Source organism: Okeania hirsuta, from assembly GCF_003838195.1.
Classification (GTDB): domain Bacteria; phylum Cyanobacteriota; class Cyanobacteriia; order Cyanobacteriales; family Microcoleaceae; genus Okeania; species Okeania hirsuta.
The window spans coordinates 1-15,649 of record NZ_RCBY01000174.1 but is presented as its reverse complement, the minus strand read 5'-3'; the positions used below and the strand labels follow the sequence as shown (position 1 = coordinate 15,649).

Annotated in this window: 8 protein-coding genes; 4 read left to right on the top strand and 4 right to left on the bottom strand. The window is 42.4% G+C overall.

Annotated elements, in window-relative coordinates:
* Positions 1-415: 415 nt before the first annotated feature.
* On the top strand, positions 416-1,705 hold the full coding sequence (locus D5R40_RS23250) for a tetratricopeptide repeat protein (RefSeq protein WP_240039150.1): 1,290 nt from the start codon (positions 416-418) through the stop codon (positions 1,703-1,705).
* A 430-nt stretch (positions 1,706-2,135) separates the two neighbouring features.
* A complete protein-coding gene (locus tag D5R40_RS23245) occupies positions 2,136-2,810 on the top strand; it encodes a HEAT repeat domain-containing protein (RefSeq protein ID WP_124146947.1) in 675 nt (224 codons plus the stop codon).
* A gap of 7 nt (positions 2,811-2,817) precedes the next feature.
* Here the strand turns inward: D5R40_RS23245 and D5R40_RS23240 are convergent, their stop codons facing one another.
* From D5R40_RS23240 to D5R40_RS23225, 4 genes are all read right to left on the bottom strand, one after another.
* A complete protein-coding gene (locus D5R40_RS23240; protein ID WP_240039149.1) occupies positions 2,818-3,960 on the bottom strand; it encodes a formylglycine-generating enzyme family protein in 1,143 nt (380 codons plus the stop codon).
* Positions 3,961-4,312: 352 nt separating this feature from the next.
* Positions 4,313-6,889: an arylsulfatase gene (locus tag D5R40_RS23235; protein ID WP_124146946.1), complete on the bottom strand. Its 2,577-nt coding sequence runs from the start codon at positions 6,887-6,889 to the stop codon at positions 4,313-4,315.
* A gap of 292 nt (positions 6,890-7,181) precedes the next feature.
* On the bottom strand, positions 7,182-9,773 hold the full coding sequence (locus tag D5R40_RS23230) for an arylsulfatase (RefSeq protein ID WP_205127514.1): 2,592 nt from the start codon (positions 9,771-9,773) through the stop codon (positions 7,182-7,184).
* 546 nt (positions 9,774-10,319) lie between these two features.
* On the bottom strand, positions 10,320-11,972 hold the full coding sequence (locus D5R40_RS23225; RefSeq protein ID WP_205127513.1) for an arylsulfatase: 1,653 nt from the start codon (positions 11,970-11,972) through the stop codon (positions 10,320-10,322).
* A 493-nt stretch (positions 11,973-12,465) separates the two neighbouring features.
* Between D5R40_RS23225 and D5R40_RS23220 the strand changes: the two genes are divergently transcribed.
* The gene (locus D5R40_RS23220; RefSeq protein ID WP_124146945.1) at positions 12,466-13,476 is read left to right on the top strand and encodes an AraC family transcriptional regulator; all 1,011 of its coding nucleotides are present in this window, start codon (positions 12,466-12,468) and stop codon (positions 13,474-13,476) included.
* Positions 13,477-13,737: 261 nt separating this feature from the next.
* Complete coding sequence (locus D5R40_RS23215; RefSeq protein ID WP_124146944.1) at positions 13,738-15,513, top strand: ABC transporter substrate-binding protein; 1,776 nt, start codon at positions 13,738-13,740, stop codon at positions 15,511-15,513.
* Positions 15,514-15,649 lie beyond the last annotated feature (136 nt).

Below are 15,649 nucleotides of genomic sequence, written 5' to 3'. Positions count from 1 at the left end.
CGGAGCGGCTTGTCGAAGACTATCCCCATGCAATTTTCCCTCCTGAGGAGGTCCTTCCCCTCCCAGGAGGGGAGGGGTTAGGGGTGGGTTGACTCCTGACTCCTTCTTCAAGGTAGAAGGAAGAAGTAAAAATCTTACAACTGAGAACTGATGACTGATGACTGATAACTGATAACTGAAATAACGTTGTCTGAGTTTTAAGTTGTCGATCTGTCCTCATATCATGTCCGGATAATTAGTGATCAAAAAACTTTCTCCTTCTCCTTCTCCTCCTCTTTCTTCTTCTTTATTTCCTTATGACTCCTGAAGACTGACTCCTTCGTCGTTTATTTATAACTGTTTAACCGGACATGACATAATACCAAATTTCAAAAAGTTTGCTATATATAACATGGTAGAGTTTTGCCACAAGCAGATGTTAAAAAACCTCAGTAAAGGCTTACCAAAGTCAATTTATATTTTAATTATCACCCTAATATTTTCTATTAGTGGAAATTCTGCGTATAGTCAAGGGACAAAGGATAAAATTAACGATAATTACCAACAAAAAAATGATTTAACGTTATTATCTGTATTCCCAGAAAATAAAAATTTGGCAACTCATCAAATTGATAGTTTACTAGCTCAAAATCAGGAAAAAGTAGAAAATTTTCAACTGAAAGAAGAAATTCGTAGTCGCGTGCGAGAAGAAGTAGATTATACATTTCGTCATGCCACATCATTGCTCAGTATTTTTTTGATTTTGCTGACTTTATTTCCCGCTTCTGCTGCCATTTGGATTTGGTTTCTTCAGACAAAATTATCTAACAAAATTTTTATTACAGAGCAAGAAATTGAAAGTTTTAAATATGACACAATATCTCAGTTAAAAGAAATCGTCAATGAAGCTCAAATAATATTAGATGAACTGCAACAACAAAGTCAACAAGCCGACGAAAAAATAGAACAACTGCAAAAGGATACATTGATTCAATATTCTGCTGCTAAAACTGATAATTCTGAACCGTTAATGATGGCAAATGATTATGCTAAACAAGCAGATAAATTTTTCTTTGCAGGTAGACTCAAAGAAGCTATTTATTCTTACAATCAAGCCTTGAAAATTCATCCTGAAATGGCAGATACTTGGAATAATCGAGGGGTGGTATTGACAAGATTAAAAATGTATGATGAGGCGATCGCTTCTTATGATAGAGCTTTACAAATTCGTGCTGATTATGCTGATGCCTGGAATAATCGTGGTGTTTCTTTAATAGAATTGCAGCATTATCAAGAGGCAATTAATTCTTTTGAACAAGCAATTAAAGTTAAAGCTGATTATGCTGATGCCTGGAATAATCGTGGTGTTTGTTTAGCAAAAATTCAAAAATATCAAGAGGCAGTTAAGTCTTATAATCAGGCAATTGCTATTAAAAATAATTATAGCGATGCGTGGAATAATCGAGGAGTTGCTTTGATGAAGTTAGGTATTTATGGAGAGGCGATCGCTTGTTATGATAATGCAGCAAAAATTAAACCTGACTTTTTTAGTGCTTGGTATAATAAGGCTCGTTGTTGTGTGTTGAAAGGTGAAGTTGAAGCAGGTTTAAAAACCTTGAAAAAAGCAATTAGTCTCAATGCTAGTAGATGTCAGGAAATGGCAAAAAATGAACCAGACTTTGACGATATTAGAAATCAAGAAGTATTTAATAAATTGATTGATTAATAAGTAGTAGATTTGCGGTTTACAATAAACCTGTTCCCTCCATACCTATTCTCTCTTTTCTGGATAATAATTATATTTTCCTATGCTTTCTGTCTTTCCTCTGTTATCTTTTACTATTAGACCAAGCGTGAAAAAAGAATGGGTGCATCTCATAGCAAGCAAAAATACTTTTTTTCTATATATTCCCAGAACCCAGATCCCAGAAGGCTGCAGGACTCGCAGTTTCAGTCTGTGGAGCCACTGTAAGACCCGAAGGGAGTAAATCCCGGAAGGCGGGTACTATGTTAACGCAGCTCCTCTGTCAAGAGGCAACAGAAAGCCCCTACCAGCAATGTGAGGGAATGCCGCGCTGTCTCATAGAGCAGCGTCGGGAGGATGTCAATAACTATAATATAAGATAAATGTAAAGTTTTACAAATAAAGGCCAAATATGCAAAATATGAGTTTAGAGCAAATATCTGTCCAATTAGATAGTGAAAATTCTCGCGATCGCCTCCTTGCCCTGGCCCATCTAAGAGAAGTATCTGCTACTGAGGCAGTACCTTTGATTAAAAAAGTATTGAATGATCCAAATTTACCAGTACGCTCCATGGCAGTATTTGCCCTGGGTATAAAACAGACAGAGGAATGCTACTCAATTTTAGTAGAATTGTTAGAAAAAGATGCAGATTATGGCATTCGCGCTGATGCGGCGGGGGCGTTAGGTTATCTAGAGGATATTAGAGCTTTTGAACCCTTAGCGAGAGCATTTTATGAAGATACCAGTTGGTTAGTACGTTTCAGTGCGGCAGTTTCTCTGGGAAACCTGAAAGATCCACGCGCCCATAATTTATTGATAGAAGCTTTAGATAATCAGGAGATGGTGATACAACAAGCAGCGATCGCGGCTTTAGGAGAAATTGGAGACTTAGAAGCAGTGGAGCATATTCTCAAATTTGCCCTTTCCGAAGATTGGTTAATTCGCCAACGTTTAGGAGAAGCTTTAGGAAATATGCCTACTCCTAAGAGTATATCTGCCTTGAAATATTTAGAAAAAGATAGTCATCCTCAAGTATCTCAAGCAGCAAGCATATCTCTGCAACGTTTATCTGCAGTAGGTTTATAACTATTAGCTATAAGAAAGGTGTAATTAAACGAAAACCAATATGGGTTGTTCCTGTATCAGGCGCTTGAGACTCTCTGGCAGCAGGTCTATAGCGACTACAATAATTTTTAGCACAGAGGTGTGAACCACCTTTAATCACGTGTACGGCACCCTCGGCAGGTTTTTTGGGGTCAAAACTTTCCGCTTGTCTGGGACCTTGTGGATTAACGCTATGAGCCATGTCCTTTCGTTCAACCCGATACCAATCGGCAGTCCATTCCCAAACGTTACCTGTCATGTCATATAAACCGTAACCATTCGCCGTGAAGGAACCAACGGGAGCAGTTCCCAAATAGCCATCCGCTTTGGTATTTAGAAAGGGAAAAAATCCTTGCCAGGTGTTGGCTTTTTTAGCAGAATATTCTTGACCCCAGCTATAAGTAGATTCTTTTAAACCACCTCTGGCAGCATATTCCCATTGAGCTTCCGTGGGAAGTTGTTTTCCTGCCCACTTGGCGTAAGCTAAGGCATCTTCGTAGGCAATATGAACAACGGGATGGTTTGCTTTCCCGCTAATATTACTATCGGGCCCGTAGGGATGTTGCCAGTTTGCTCCCACAACCCAATGCCACCAACTCAGATAAGCGACTTGTTGAATGCCTTCTGCGGGAGGTTCAAAAACAATAGAACCAGGCGATCGCTCCTCATCTGGTAAATCAGGAAATTGTGATTTTGATAGAGGACGTTCGGCGACGGTAACGTAACCTGTATCTTCAACAAACTTGGTAAATTCGGCGTTAGTAATTTCGTGGGAGTCAATGCAAAATGAACTGACAGTCACATTTTCTACAGGTAGTTCTTCGATAAATTCTGGTTTATCTGAACCCATTTTGAACTCTCCTCCGGGAATGAATTCCATATTTTGGGGACAAGTAGAAGAGGGTACGGCAAATGCACTCGGACTAAAAATAGTAACGGCAAGAATAAAAACACTGAGAACAATTAAGAGTTTTTGAATATAATTTTGAGAATTATTCATAATTTGAGTCGTAGAATCTTTTTTCTGATGTGGAGAATAGCTTTTATATAGAGAACAGTCGTCATTGCGACGATAGGAAGCAATCTCAGGGGTGTGCGGATATTGCTTTCTTCCACAGAGTGTAAGTCGCAATGACTTGAGTATAGTAATTATGGAGATTTGATATGAACAAAGAAACTTCATTTATTTAATATGAGAGGGAAAAACTCCCGACTGACTACAGCCAGGAAGTTCAGTCGAACTTAGGTTAGTAAGTTAATCTGACCGGTAAAAGTTTAATATTGCTATAAATTGACATATTTTTGTTAGTCCTAGTTTGTAAGGTTTATTCTTCCGAGTAATTAGGGTGAGCAATGCTCACCCAATTGGGTCACTCAACCCGCCCCATCGAAACTAAATTCATTAGCTACTTAGGCATTCGATCCGGCTGTTGGATAACCTACGTTTTTCCTACCTCATGGGTAAGTCCTGTGAATAGCGATCGCTACTTAGTTGAATAATGTTTCTCAAGCTGCTGAATGATTATGTCCCAGAAGTCTTCATTACTCATATCTTCCGAAGCTTGGTAGGGTTCAATTGAATCTCCAAGCTCAACTTTCACAGTGTTAATCGTCCCGTCGAACTCAAAGGGAGCGCGTTCGGCATAGTCTAGGGAAACTGGTGCCCCCAGATCCGTGCCCACATCAAAGGTTTCACTGGCACTGAAGGCTCCGATGACGACTTGTTCGATAGTGGTTCGGCCGACTTCATCACCATCCACTCGTATAACCACTTCACCTGTAACCACTTCACCTGCTTCCTCTAAACTCTCAATGGTTGTTTCTACTTCAATGGTGTGATGACCATCAGAGAGCGGTGCATCTGATGCAGCCTTATAACGATCTAGGAGCAGCATATTGTACTCGTACTTGAGAATTCCGTCGTCCATAAACAAGCTCACACCGCCACCGGAACCTCCCAAGGCATAGAGAACGCCGGAAGTATTTTTTTTCAGATCGACATCGATCGTAACCAGGTTGCTTTGACGACCTAGACCCGGTGCAGTGAATTCAGGCATACGAGTTGTGCCTTCATCAAAGACCCAGCTAGTGTAGGGACTCGCGATCCGGTCTTCGGTATGAATGTTGATCCACAGGCTGCCCCCAATGGGGAATGCCAAGTTATTTTCTGCCTCTTCCAAGAACCGTTTTTTCATTTCCTTCAATTTCTCTGGGTACTGAGCTGCCAGATCGTGCATTTGAGTGAAGTCCTCGGTAATGTGATACAGTTCCCAATCGTCCTGAGTGGAATCCCACTCTTTTAATTTGGCTGCTGATTCAGCTGTATTCCAGGGTTCCTGAGGACCGAAGGTGCAGGCATACCAGCCATCCTCATAGATGCCTCGGCTGCCGAAGTTCTCAAAATACTGAACCTTCTTTTGACCCGGTGCGTTGGCATCGTCGAAGGTGTACTTCATGCTAATCCCATCGAGGGGAGTTTGCTTGAAGCCGTAAACCTCTTCAGGGGGGGTAATGCCCAGGATATCGTAGATAGTTGGAGCGATATCGTTAACATGGTGGAACTGAGACCGGATGGTTTTATTCCTGGTGATGCCATCGGGCTTGTTGAACTCCTTAGGCCAGGAGATTACCATGGGGTTGCGGGTGCCACCGAAGTGGGAAGCAACTAGCTTGGTATAACGGAAGGGGGCATCCCCTGCCCAGGCCCAACCCGCGTGGTACATATTTTCGGTTTGTTTGGTTCCCAGGGCATCAAGTCCGCCTAGTTCCTCAAGAGCATCAAGTTGCTCCTCGACCGTCTTGGTAATTAGGTTCTGGGCAAGAAATTCGCTGATAGTGCCCTCCTGACCTTCGGCACTGGCTCCGTTGTCACCAACAATATAAAAGACGATGGTATTGTCGCGAATGCCCAGATCGTCGAGTTCCGAGATCACCTTACCAGCTTGGGTATCCACATGTTCGAGAAAGCCTGCATAGACCTCCATCAACCGCCGTTGGAAGTCACGTTCCGACTCGGGAATCTCATCCCATGCTGCTATGGTTTCAGGTCGAGGAGTTAGCTCGGCATCTTTTGGAATCCAGTGCAGGACGTCCCGCTGGTTTTCAAAGACTCGCTTTTGGTACTCGTCCCAGCCGTCATCGAATTTACCCTTATACTTATCTGCCCATTTCTTGAAGACGTGGTGAGGACCGTGGGCTGCCCCTGGTGCCCAGTACATCAAGAAGGGTTTGTCGGGAGAATAGGAACGGTGGTGACGCATCCAGGCGATCGCTTTATCCGCCATGTCCTCACTCAGGTGGTAACACTCGTCCTGGAACTGCTCTATCAGGTTGTCACACTCGTCGTGGGGCGGCTCTATGGGGTTGAGGTTCTCATAGAGGCGCGGCTCATACTGAGATGTTTCACCGGCAATGAAGCCGTAGAAATAGTCGAAACCATGCCCAGTAGGCCAGCGATCGAATGGACCCATTGCTGTGGTATCATTGGTTGGGGTATTGTGCCATTTGCCAAAGGCAGAGGTTTTGTAGCCGTATTCGCTCAAAACTTCCGCGATCGTGGCGGAGGTCTTGGGAATAACCCCCAGGTAACCATCCCAGTCCACCGCATATTCTGCGATCGTACCTGATTGGACCCGGTGGTGATTGCGCCCTGTTAAGAGAGCGGCGCGGGTGGGCGAGCAGATGGAGGTAGTGTGAAAGGTGTTATAGGCAATCCCTTCATCCCACAGACGGCTTAGAGTCGGCGTGTGGATCTCGCCACCAAAGGTGTCAGCCTGCCCGAAGCCCACATCATCCAGCATGATAATCAGGATGTTGGGCGGATCTTCGATGGGTATACGGTTCGGTTCCTCGCGCCGTTTCATGGTGGACTCGTCCAAAGTCGGTCCGGCGACGCTGGCTGATGGCACTGGCGGGAATGGCAGGCAGGCTCCCTCAACCGTACAATCAACAGCTTCTTCTGCCAAGACAGTGGGAGTAATACTTCCCAATAGGAGGGAGATGGCGATCGCTACCGCCACTACTCCTTTCAAAATCCGGTTCAAAAAACCGTGAAAAAACATAGATAAAACCTCATAAAAAGGGTTAACACGCATCTCAGGCTGCATCCCAAAACTAATCTGGATAGCCTTGGGATAGTCTGTAGAGTTCCGAGCTAGCGATCGGGACTCTACAGTCTTAGCTGAATTAGAGACGCAAGAGTTTATCAGTCAATGGGTTGTCATCGGTTTTATTTGAGTTTAGCGATCGCAATGACTGCAACTATGTTCCAATTTTTTTGATTAGGATGTCAAAACTATACAAAACTTTCACATCCTAATCTCTAATCGCTAGTTACTCAACTTAACAGTCACTTTATCGAATAACTTCCTGAATTATTGTGTCCCAGAAGTCTTCATTACTCATATCTTCCGAAGTTGGGATGGGCTCCATTTCCGAACTCATCTCTTCCGAAGTTGGGAAAATTGGGAGGGGCACCATTTCCGATAACAATTTGACTTCAACGTTGTTCAAGGTTCCAGTGAAGTCAAAGGGCATTTCATATTCATCGTCAATTACAGGTGTCCCTGTATCAAAGCCCACATCGAAGGTTCCGTCGTTGCTAAATTTAATCTTAAGAGTTTCTTCAAGGCGACCTGTACCAATCTTGTTTCCGTTAGCATAGAGAGTGACTGTTGCTCCAGCACCAGGTTCTTCACTATCAGTGATATATTCTGCCTTAAAGGTAACGTTGCCCGTGGGTAAAGGTTCGGTGGACGGTATCTCATAGCGCTCTATCCCGGCGAGATTGTAGAGGTAAACCAGTTTCTCGTCCTTGATGAATAGTCCAAAACCGCCAAAACGTCCCCCTACGGTGAGCAGTACCCCTTCATCACCTGTCTCAAAGTCCACATCGGCTGTGATGCTGTGGTCCTTGCCTTTCATATTAGGGGCTGTAGTTTCTTTGGTCCGGAAATGATCGGGATAGGTAAAGGTTTTGCGATCTCCGGTAATCGTCGGGCGTAAGGACTCATCAAATCTTTCAAATTTCCTGTCATCCAGGGGAAAGACGTTGTATTTAGAGGCTTCAGCATAGAACAGCTTAATCATTTCATCTAGCTTTTTGGGTCTTCTAGCAGCTAGATCCTTGGCCTGGGAAAAGTCTTTATCAATGTTGTAAAGCTCCCAGTTCATGTGCAGCACATCGATGTCGTCTGGGTTTTCGTCAGCCCAAGGCACACCCCGTATGGCACTTGCCATCCAGCCATTATGGTAGATTCCTTGGTTGCCCACCATCTCAAAATATTGAGTGGTATGCTTAGTCGGGGCAGTAGCGTCATCAAAAGTATACACCAAACTCGTGCCTTCGATGGGCTTTTGATCTACGCCATTGACTTTAACTGGAGCCGGAATACCCACGGCTTCTAAAATAGTCGGGAAAATATCAATGACGTGGCTGAACTGGTAGCGGGTGGTACCAATATCCTTAATCCGAGCCGGCCAAGAAATTGCCATAGCGTTGCGAGTACCGCCAAAGTGGGAAGCAATTTGTTTTGTCCATTGGAAGGGTGTATCCATTGCCCAAGCCCAAGCGGCGGGGAAGTGATTATAGTGCATCTCCCCACCGAGGGTATCCATGGCGGCTAGTTTGTCTTCAAAGGGTTCATCCAATTTGTTAAAAAAGGTTAATTCATTCACAAGTCCTTCAATATCTCCTTCAGCACTGGCACCGTTATCGCCGGCGATGTAGATAATCATTGTGTTATCTAATTCACCGATCTCCTCGATCGCATCAATTACTCGACCGATCTCCTCGTCGGTTTGCTCGGTAAAAGCGGCATAAACTTCCATCATCCGGGCATACAATGCCTGTTCATCAGTCGTTAAAGAATCCCAGGCGGGTAAATCATCCTCAGGACGAGGGGTTAGTTGAGCATCTTTGGGAATTACTCCTAACGTCTTCTGTCTCTCAAAGGTCTTTTCGCGGAATTTATCCCACCCCATACTGAACATACTTTCACCATTGTTATCTTGTTTATATTTGTCATATTTGTCGAGCCATTTTTGAGGAACTTGGTGAGGGGCGTGGGTAGCACCAGTGGCGAAATAAGCCAGGAAGGGTTTTTCCGGTATCAGGGCTTTTTGAGTCTTGATGTAGTTGATCGCATGATCGGCTAAATCAGTGTTGAAGTGATAAGTGGTACCATCGGCGTTGGTTGCCGGGGGTATAACACGGGTTGTATTTTCAATTATGGGAGGGTGGTATTGGTCAACATCGCCCCCGATAAACCCATAGAAGTAGTCAAACCCTAAGCCTGTAGGCCAATGTTCAAATGGTCCAGCTTCCGAGACTTCCCACTCTGGAACGTTATGGTTTTTGCCAAACCAGGCGGTGCCATAACCATAAGCCTGAAGGACTTTGGCAAAGGTGGCGGCATTTTGGGGAATAATACTGTTATATCCAGGGTATCCCGTTGAGCCATTAGTCAGGGCACCAGTAGCTACGGAGTGGTGGTTTCGTCCGGTAAGTAGGGCAGCTCGTGTGGGGGAACACATTGCAGTGGTGTGGAATTTGGTATAGCGCAAGCCATTGTCCGCCACCCGATCCATCGCCGGGGTGTTAATCATCGGGACTTCCTTCTTTTTACCCATCTTACCCTTAATAGTCGTAATCGGGCTACCAAAAGTACCGAATTGACCATAGCCAACGTCATCCAGCATCACCACCAAGATATTGGGGGCATTTTCTATACCAAAGTTAGAAGGCAGTTTCAGTTGCAGGTCATCAGCTACAGAGTCGTTAGCATCAGTAGTTAGCCCGACTTTACCCGAAAATGGGGCGTCGGGATGGGGCAGAATTTGCTGTGCCATTACTGGTGGGACAGTTGTTGTGAGGATGAGAGATGTTGCGATGGTAAACGCCACAACGCCTCTCACCATTCGGTGCAAAAGACCATTGAAAAACATAGATAAAACCTCATAAAAGGGGTTAACACAATCTCAGGCCACACCCCAAAACACAATCTAGTCTTGGGATGGGCTGTAGAGTCCCGAACGCTAGCTCGGAACCCTAAAGCCCATCCCAAAACACAATCTAGTCTTGGGATGGGCTGTAGAGTCCCGAACGCTAGCTCGGAACCCTAAAGCCTTGGCTGAATTAGAGATGCAAGAGTTTATCAGTCAATATGTTGTCATCAGTTTTCCAGGGCAATAATTCTATGAGGGTGGGTCATTTCAGTGATCAGTTATCAGTGATCAGTTATCAGTGAACCTCCGACTAAACTCGGAGGCTTGAAATACTGAATTAAATATTCTCTTGGTTGATTGGATATGGTTAGGTCACCTATCCATCCCACCCTTCGGGAAGCTCCGCTTTTCATGTCGCGCAGCGTTTCATGTCGGCTCTTAGCCGAAAACGACCGCTTTTTCATCCCCTATCCAAGGGGAGGCTTTAGACCTCGTTTTTTGGTATTACCCACCCTACAAATGACCTACAGATGACCAGGTTCAGAGCTAGTCGCCCGTGCTCACGCTAATCTCATCAATGATTTCATCAATAACCTTGTCAAGATCGGAGCTAAAGGGAGCCTGACTGGGAGGATATTGTTCAAAGGTATCCAGGTATTTCTGGACAATGCCAAACGCTGGCAGCAACATATAAGTCCGGCGAGAATACCAATCGTTGTAATTATTGGAATCTGTATCTGCCCGTTCATAAGGATCGCGACGTAAGTTAAATAGCTTAGGTAGACGTAACTTCACAAATGGCTCCCGCCAAACGTCGAAATAGTGTGCCCGTTGTTCGGCGAAGACTACTTTCCAATCCCCAAGGCGAACCCCTGGTAGTTGAGCTTCATCATTGAAGTAGATGAAGCCTGGACGTCGCCCACGTTGATTCTCAGGATTTGTCAAGTAGGACAGTTGATTATACCCATCTAGATAAGTTCCACAGAACTTGGTCGAGCCATCTTCAGGACAATCCTGTTTCAAGCTTTCTTTCAGGTCATCTACACCTGCTGCTGCCATCAGCGTTGGTACCCAGTCCAAGTGAGAGAAAATTTCGTGAGAAACAGTTCCCGCAGGAATATGACCAGGCCAACGTACCAAAGTCGGAACGCGATAACCAGCTTCCCAGTTGGTGTTCTTCTCACCTCGGAAGGGACTCAAACCACCATCAGGCCACATATTATAATGGGGGCCGTTGTCAGTGGTGTAGATAACAATGGTATTGTCTGCAATGTCTAGATTGTCCAGCAGCTCTAGCAACTCTCCCACATGACCATCATGCTCTAACATTCCATCGCCGTAGAAGCCCTGGCCACTAATTCCCTCTACATCATCATCAATATGGGTATAGAAGTGCATCCGAGTTGAGTTAAACCAGGTAAAGAACGGTTGATTGTTGGTAGCAGCGTTGGTGATAAACTGCTTGGTTCGGTTCAGGAACTCCCGATCGACAGTCTTCATCCGCTCGATATTCAGGGGTCCAGTGTCTTCGCAGGTTTGATAGCCCAAAGGACCGAAGCGCTTAAGTGTGTCTTCAGGCATGAGATTTTCATCGTAGACATCTGATGCCTTGCAGTCGAGAACCCCACGAGGGCCGATGATCTTAGAAAATACGCCATCTGGCCCACCTGGATAGTCTACGTTTTCTGGCTCTTCTTCTGCATTCAAGTGATAGAGGTTGCCAAAAAATTCGTCAAAACCATGGACAGTCGGCAGAAACTTGTTCAAATCTCCAAGGTGGTTTTTACCAAACTGTCCCGATACATAGCCCAGAGGCTTCAACATTTCTGCTAAGGTCGGATCTTCGTCCTGAAGACCAAAGGGGGCTCCAGGGAAACCGACTTTTAGTAAGCCAGTTCGCAGACCACTTTGTCCGGTGATAAATGCCGCCCTACCTGCAGTACAGCTTTGTTCGGCGTAGTAGTCGGTGAACAGCATTCCATCTTTGGCAATGCTATCAATATTAGGGGTGTCGTAACCCACAATGCCTTTTTCATAGGCACTGATATTTGTCCAGCCGATGTCATCGCCCATAATCACAAGGATATTGGGTTTAGTCGTGGTTTCTTGAGCAAAAGCTGGTGCTGTTGGGAGCCAAGGTAAAATTCCTGACACCACAAGCAATAGGGACATCGCCATAGCGACACCCATTTTCATCATTCGTTGCACGAAAATAATCTCCTTAATTAATTTTTAAGTAGGTAGGCGTAAATAAACCTCACTATGTAACAAAATGTTAAAGCAGTTGGAACCCTTGAGATTGCTTCCTTCCGCACAAAGCGACCGTCGCTGCGGACGTACTTGTAATTTTTTTCACTTACCTACTGAGGTTAAAAAACTTATCTCACAGTTAAAGGAATCAAAAGCCAGCTATCAGCTTTGAGCATTTTCTAGCGCTTGAGTAACCTTGATTGAATAAACACCCTTGAATTGATCTATCGAATTAGGATGGGTCATACCCATTCCGTAGCATCACAGAGTAATCCGAAGATTTCTAAAGTTACTTTAGTGGTAATTTATCTCTGTGGATAATCAAAAATTGAAACTTTCTCAGTTATACAAATTAAGTAACTAAGTTGAATTTAATATTAGTTTTACTTATAACTGGTTTGATTATTTTTTTTGATGGAGTGGTGTAAAAGTAAGTTGATTGATGAATATAAAAAATAGTAAAACTACTCAGGATCATCTTGAGTATGGGACAAGCAATCATAATATTGTCTCCAAATCCTTTACAGATGTGGATGCTTTCCAAGAGTTTTTTGCCTATCGTGGGGTGGAAATAATACAACTTACTCCTGGTTCTCTTGAAGGTAGTTTTTTCTCTATTCAGGTTGGTGACATATATTTCATATATCTTCAGACAAATCAGGGGACTCAAGCTTTTGGCGATAAATTGAAAGAATATCGCAGTTTTTCCATAGTCTGGTTCGATAATAAAGGGGAATTTCACTCCTACCATCACCTCATTAACCCTAAAAGGACTATTTTTGGTTTCAATGGAATGGAAACTACATTAGTAGTTTCTCAAGGTGGAGTGATGATCGACATTTATATTCCTTTGAAAACTTTTCATACTTATGCAGACAAACTACAACGCCACGATCTTGATGATAGTTTCCTGAGTAAAAATCATGTGAATTTGTTACCAACTGGGATGAATGAAATTAAAGATTACCTGAAACAACTATTTTGGTTAGCACTACACGAACCAAATTGGTTACAAAAACCTCACATCGAGAAACTCATTACTGATGATTTCCTTCCTTTGTTAATTAGTCATATTCCCATTAAGTTAAATTCTAAGTCTTTTCTCAAACCTTCCCGAAGAGAACAGTTGATTGCCCTAGCAGAGCAAAAAATGTTAGCACACTTGGAAACACCTCTGACTTTAAAACAACTAGCTGAAAATTTAGGGTGTAGCAGTCGTGCGTTATCTTTTGGTTTTAAAGATTTATTTGGCGTGAGTCCAATGCGCTATCTCAAGATACGACGACTTAATGCAGTGCGAAAACACCTCAAAGCAAGCGAACCCGAAAATTGTACTATAAGCATCCTCGCCAGTGAATTTGGGTTTTACAGTCCATGTCATTTTACTCAAGATTACAAAACTATGTTTGGGGAGTTGCCTTCAGAGACATTGCGAAAGACTGCAAAAAGTTAGTTTGGGTGTGGATGGTTAACGAAGTCAGAAGTTAGAAGTCAGAAATAAGAAGTTGTTTTTGTAAAGGGGATGAGAGCAAAATTCCAAAAACGTTTCCCCTTAAAAGGCGGGGTTGAGCGACCCAATTATTTTGATAAAATATCTCTGGAAATTATATCATACCTAGTTAAATACTTATAAATAAATTTATTTGCTCACAACAGAAATATTTTTGTTTAATTTGGTATTATCTAGTTACAGAGATATATAAATTACCTCAAGATGATTAACTTTAATACCCCAAAAAATAACTATCGTAAATTAGCAATTTTATGCACAGTTATTTTAATATTTTTCCTGAGTTCTTGTAGACCAGCACCATCAAATTATCAATCTCGTCTGGTAGTTTCCACACCAAGCGATGCTTCTACTTTTAACTATCCATTAAATCAGTCAGCATATAGTGTTTTTGGTTATATTTATGACGGCTTAATTATTGAAAATGGTGTAACAGGAGAATTAGAACCAGCATTAGCTGAATCTTGGGAAGTTTCCGAAGACGGACAAACAATAGTTATTACTTTACAAGAAAATTTGAAGTGGTCAGATGGAGAACCTTTAACTGTTGATGATGTGGTATTTTCCTATAACGAAATATATCTCAATGATAAAATTCCTAGCAGCTTTAAAGATATTCTCAGAATCGGTCAAAGTGGTGCTTTACCAACAGTAAAAAAAATCGATAATCTCCGTGTAGAATTTTCTACCCCCGAACCTTTTGCTCCTTTTGTCAGATATGCCGGAGGATTACCTATTCTACCTGCTCATGTTTTAAAAGAATCAGTTCGTACTACTAACTCGGAAGGAGAATTAAACTATCTCACAAAATGGGGAACTGATACCCCAGTCACAGAAATTGTTGGTAATGGTATGTATCGCATCAAAAGTTATACTCCAAATCAACGAATTATTTTAGAAAAAAATCCATTTTACTGGCGCAAAGATGATCGGGGAAATAACCTGCCTTATATTGAAAATATTGTCTGGCAAGTCATCGAAAACACAGATAACCAACTATTAAATTTTCGTTCTGGAGAACTAGATACAATTCAAGTAGCAGCAGAAATGTATCCTCTGTTAAAACGAGAAGAAAAACGAGGCAAATATACTATTTATAATGGCGGTCCTACATCTGCTTCTAGCTTTATTTCTTTTAATTTGAATGAGGCAAAGAATGCTCAAGGTCAACCATTTGTCAAACCCTTTAAATCTCGATGGTTTAATAATAAAACTTTTCGTCAAGCGATCGCCTATGGAATTAATAGGGAAGCAATGACCAATAATATATACCGTGGATTAGGTGCGCCCCAATATTCACCAATTCCAGTCACCAGTCCTTTTTATTTCTCTCCTGAAGAAGGCTTAAAAATTTACAACTATAACCCAGAAAAAGCCAAAGAACTTTTACTGAGTGCTGGCTTTAAATATAATCAAAATGGTGAATTATTAGACAGTGAAGATAATAGAGTAGAATTCAATTTATTATCAAGTGCGGGTCGGAAAGTTAGAGAACAAATGGCAACACAAATTAATCAAGATTTAGCCAAAATAGGTATTAAAGTAAATATGCAGTTTCTTAGTTTCAATACTTATGTAGAAAGACTATCTTTATCCAGAGATTGGGAAGCTTATCTAGGAGGTTTTATCGGAGGAAGTATTGAACCTCATGGTGGTTATAATATTTGGTCTGTCAATGGTAGATTACACACTTTTAATCAAGGACCTCAACCTGGAGAAGACAACATAGAAGGTTGGAAAATTAATGATTGGGAACAAGAAATAGACCACCTTTATATTAGAGCGTCTCAAGTGCTAGATGAAGAAAAACGAAAAGAAATTTATGGTCAAGCACAGCAAATTATTGCTGAGGAATTACCTTTTATATATATGGTCAATCCTCTAGAATTTGAAGCTATACGAAATCGGATTAAAGGAATTCAATATACTGAACTTTCCGGAGGTTTTTGGAATTTATATGAACTCCAAATTTCTGAGTAAAGAAGGAAGAAGGAAGAAGGAAAAAGGAAGAAGCAAGAAGGAAGAATCTTATATTTATATTGTTTAAGTTTTAAGCTTTTGATATCATGTCCGTTTATATCGTTTGTGTAAACCCAAGGGTGAATATCTACAGGAA

What these genes read in the sequence shown, in the direction of transcription:
- D5R40_RS23250 (WP_240039150.1), top strand. Translation starts at nt 416, where the DNA reads ATGTTAAAAAACCTCAGTAAAGGCTTACCAAAGTCAATTTATATTTTA.
- D5R40_RS23245 (WP_124146947.1), top strand. Translation starts at nt 2,136, where the DNA reads ATGCAAAATATGAGTTTAGAGCAAATATCTGTCCAATTAGATAGTGAA.
- D5R40_RS23235 (WP_124146946.1), bottom strand. Translation starts at nt 6,889, where the DNA reads ATGTTTTTTCACGGTTTTTTGAACCGGATTTTGAAAGGAGTAGTGGCG.
- D5R40_RS23230 (WP_205127514.1), bottom strand. Translation starts at nt 9,773, where the DNA reads ATGTTTTTCAATGGTCTTTTGCACCGAATGGTGAGAGGCGTTGTGGCG.
- D5R40_RS23225 (WP_205127513.1), bottom strand. Translation starts at nt 11,972, where the DNA reads ATGATGAAAATGGGTGTCGCTATGGCGATGTCCCTATTGCTTGTGGTG.
- D5R40_RS23220 (WP_124146945.1), top strand. Translation starts at nt 12,466, where the DNA reads ATGAATATAAAAAATAGTAAAACTACTCAGGATCATCTTGAGTATGGG.
- D5R40_RS23215 (WP_124146944.1), top strand. Translation starts at nt 13,738, where the DNA reads ATGATTAACTTTAATACCCCAAAAAATAACTATCGTAAATTAGCAATT.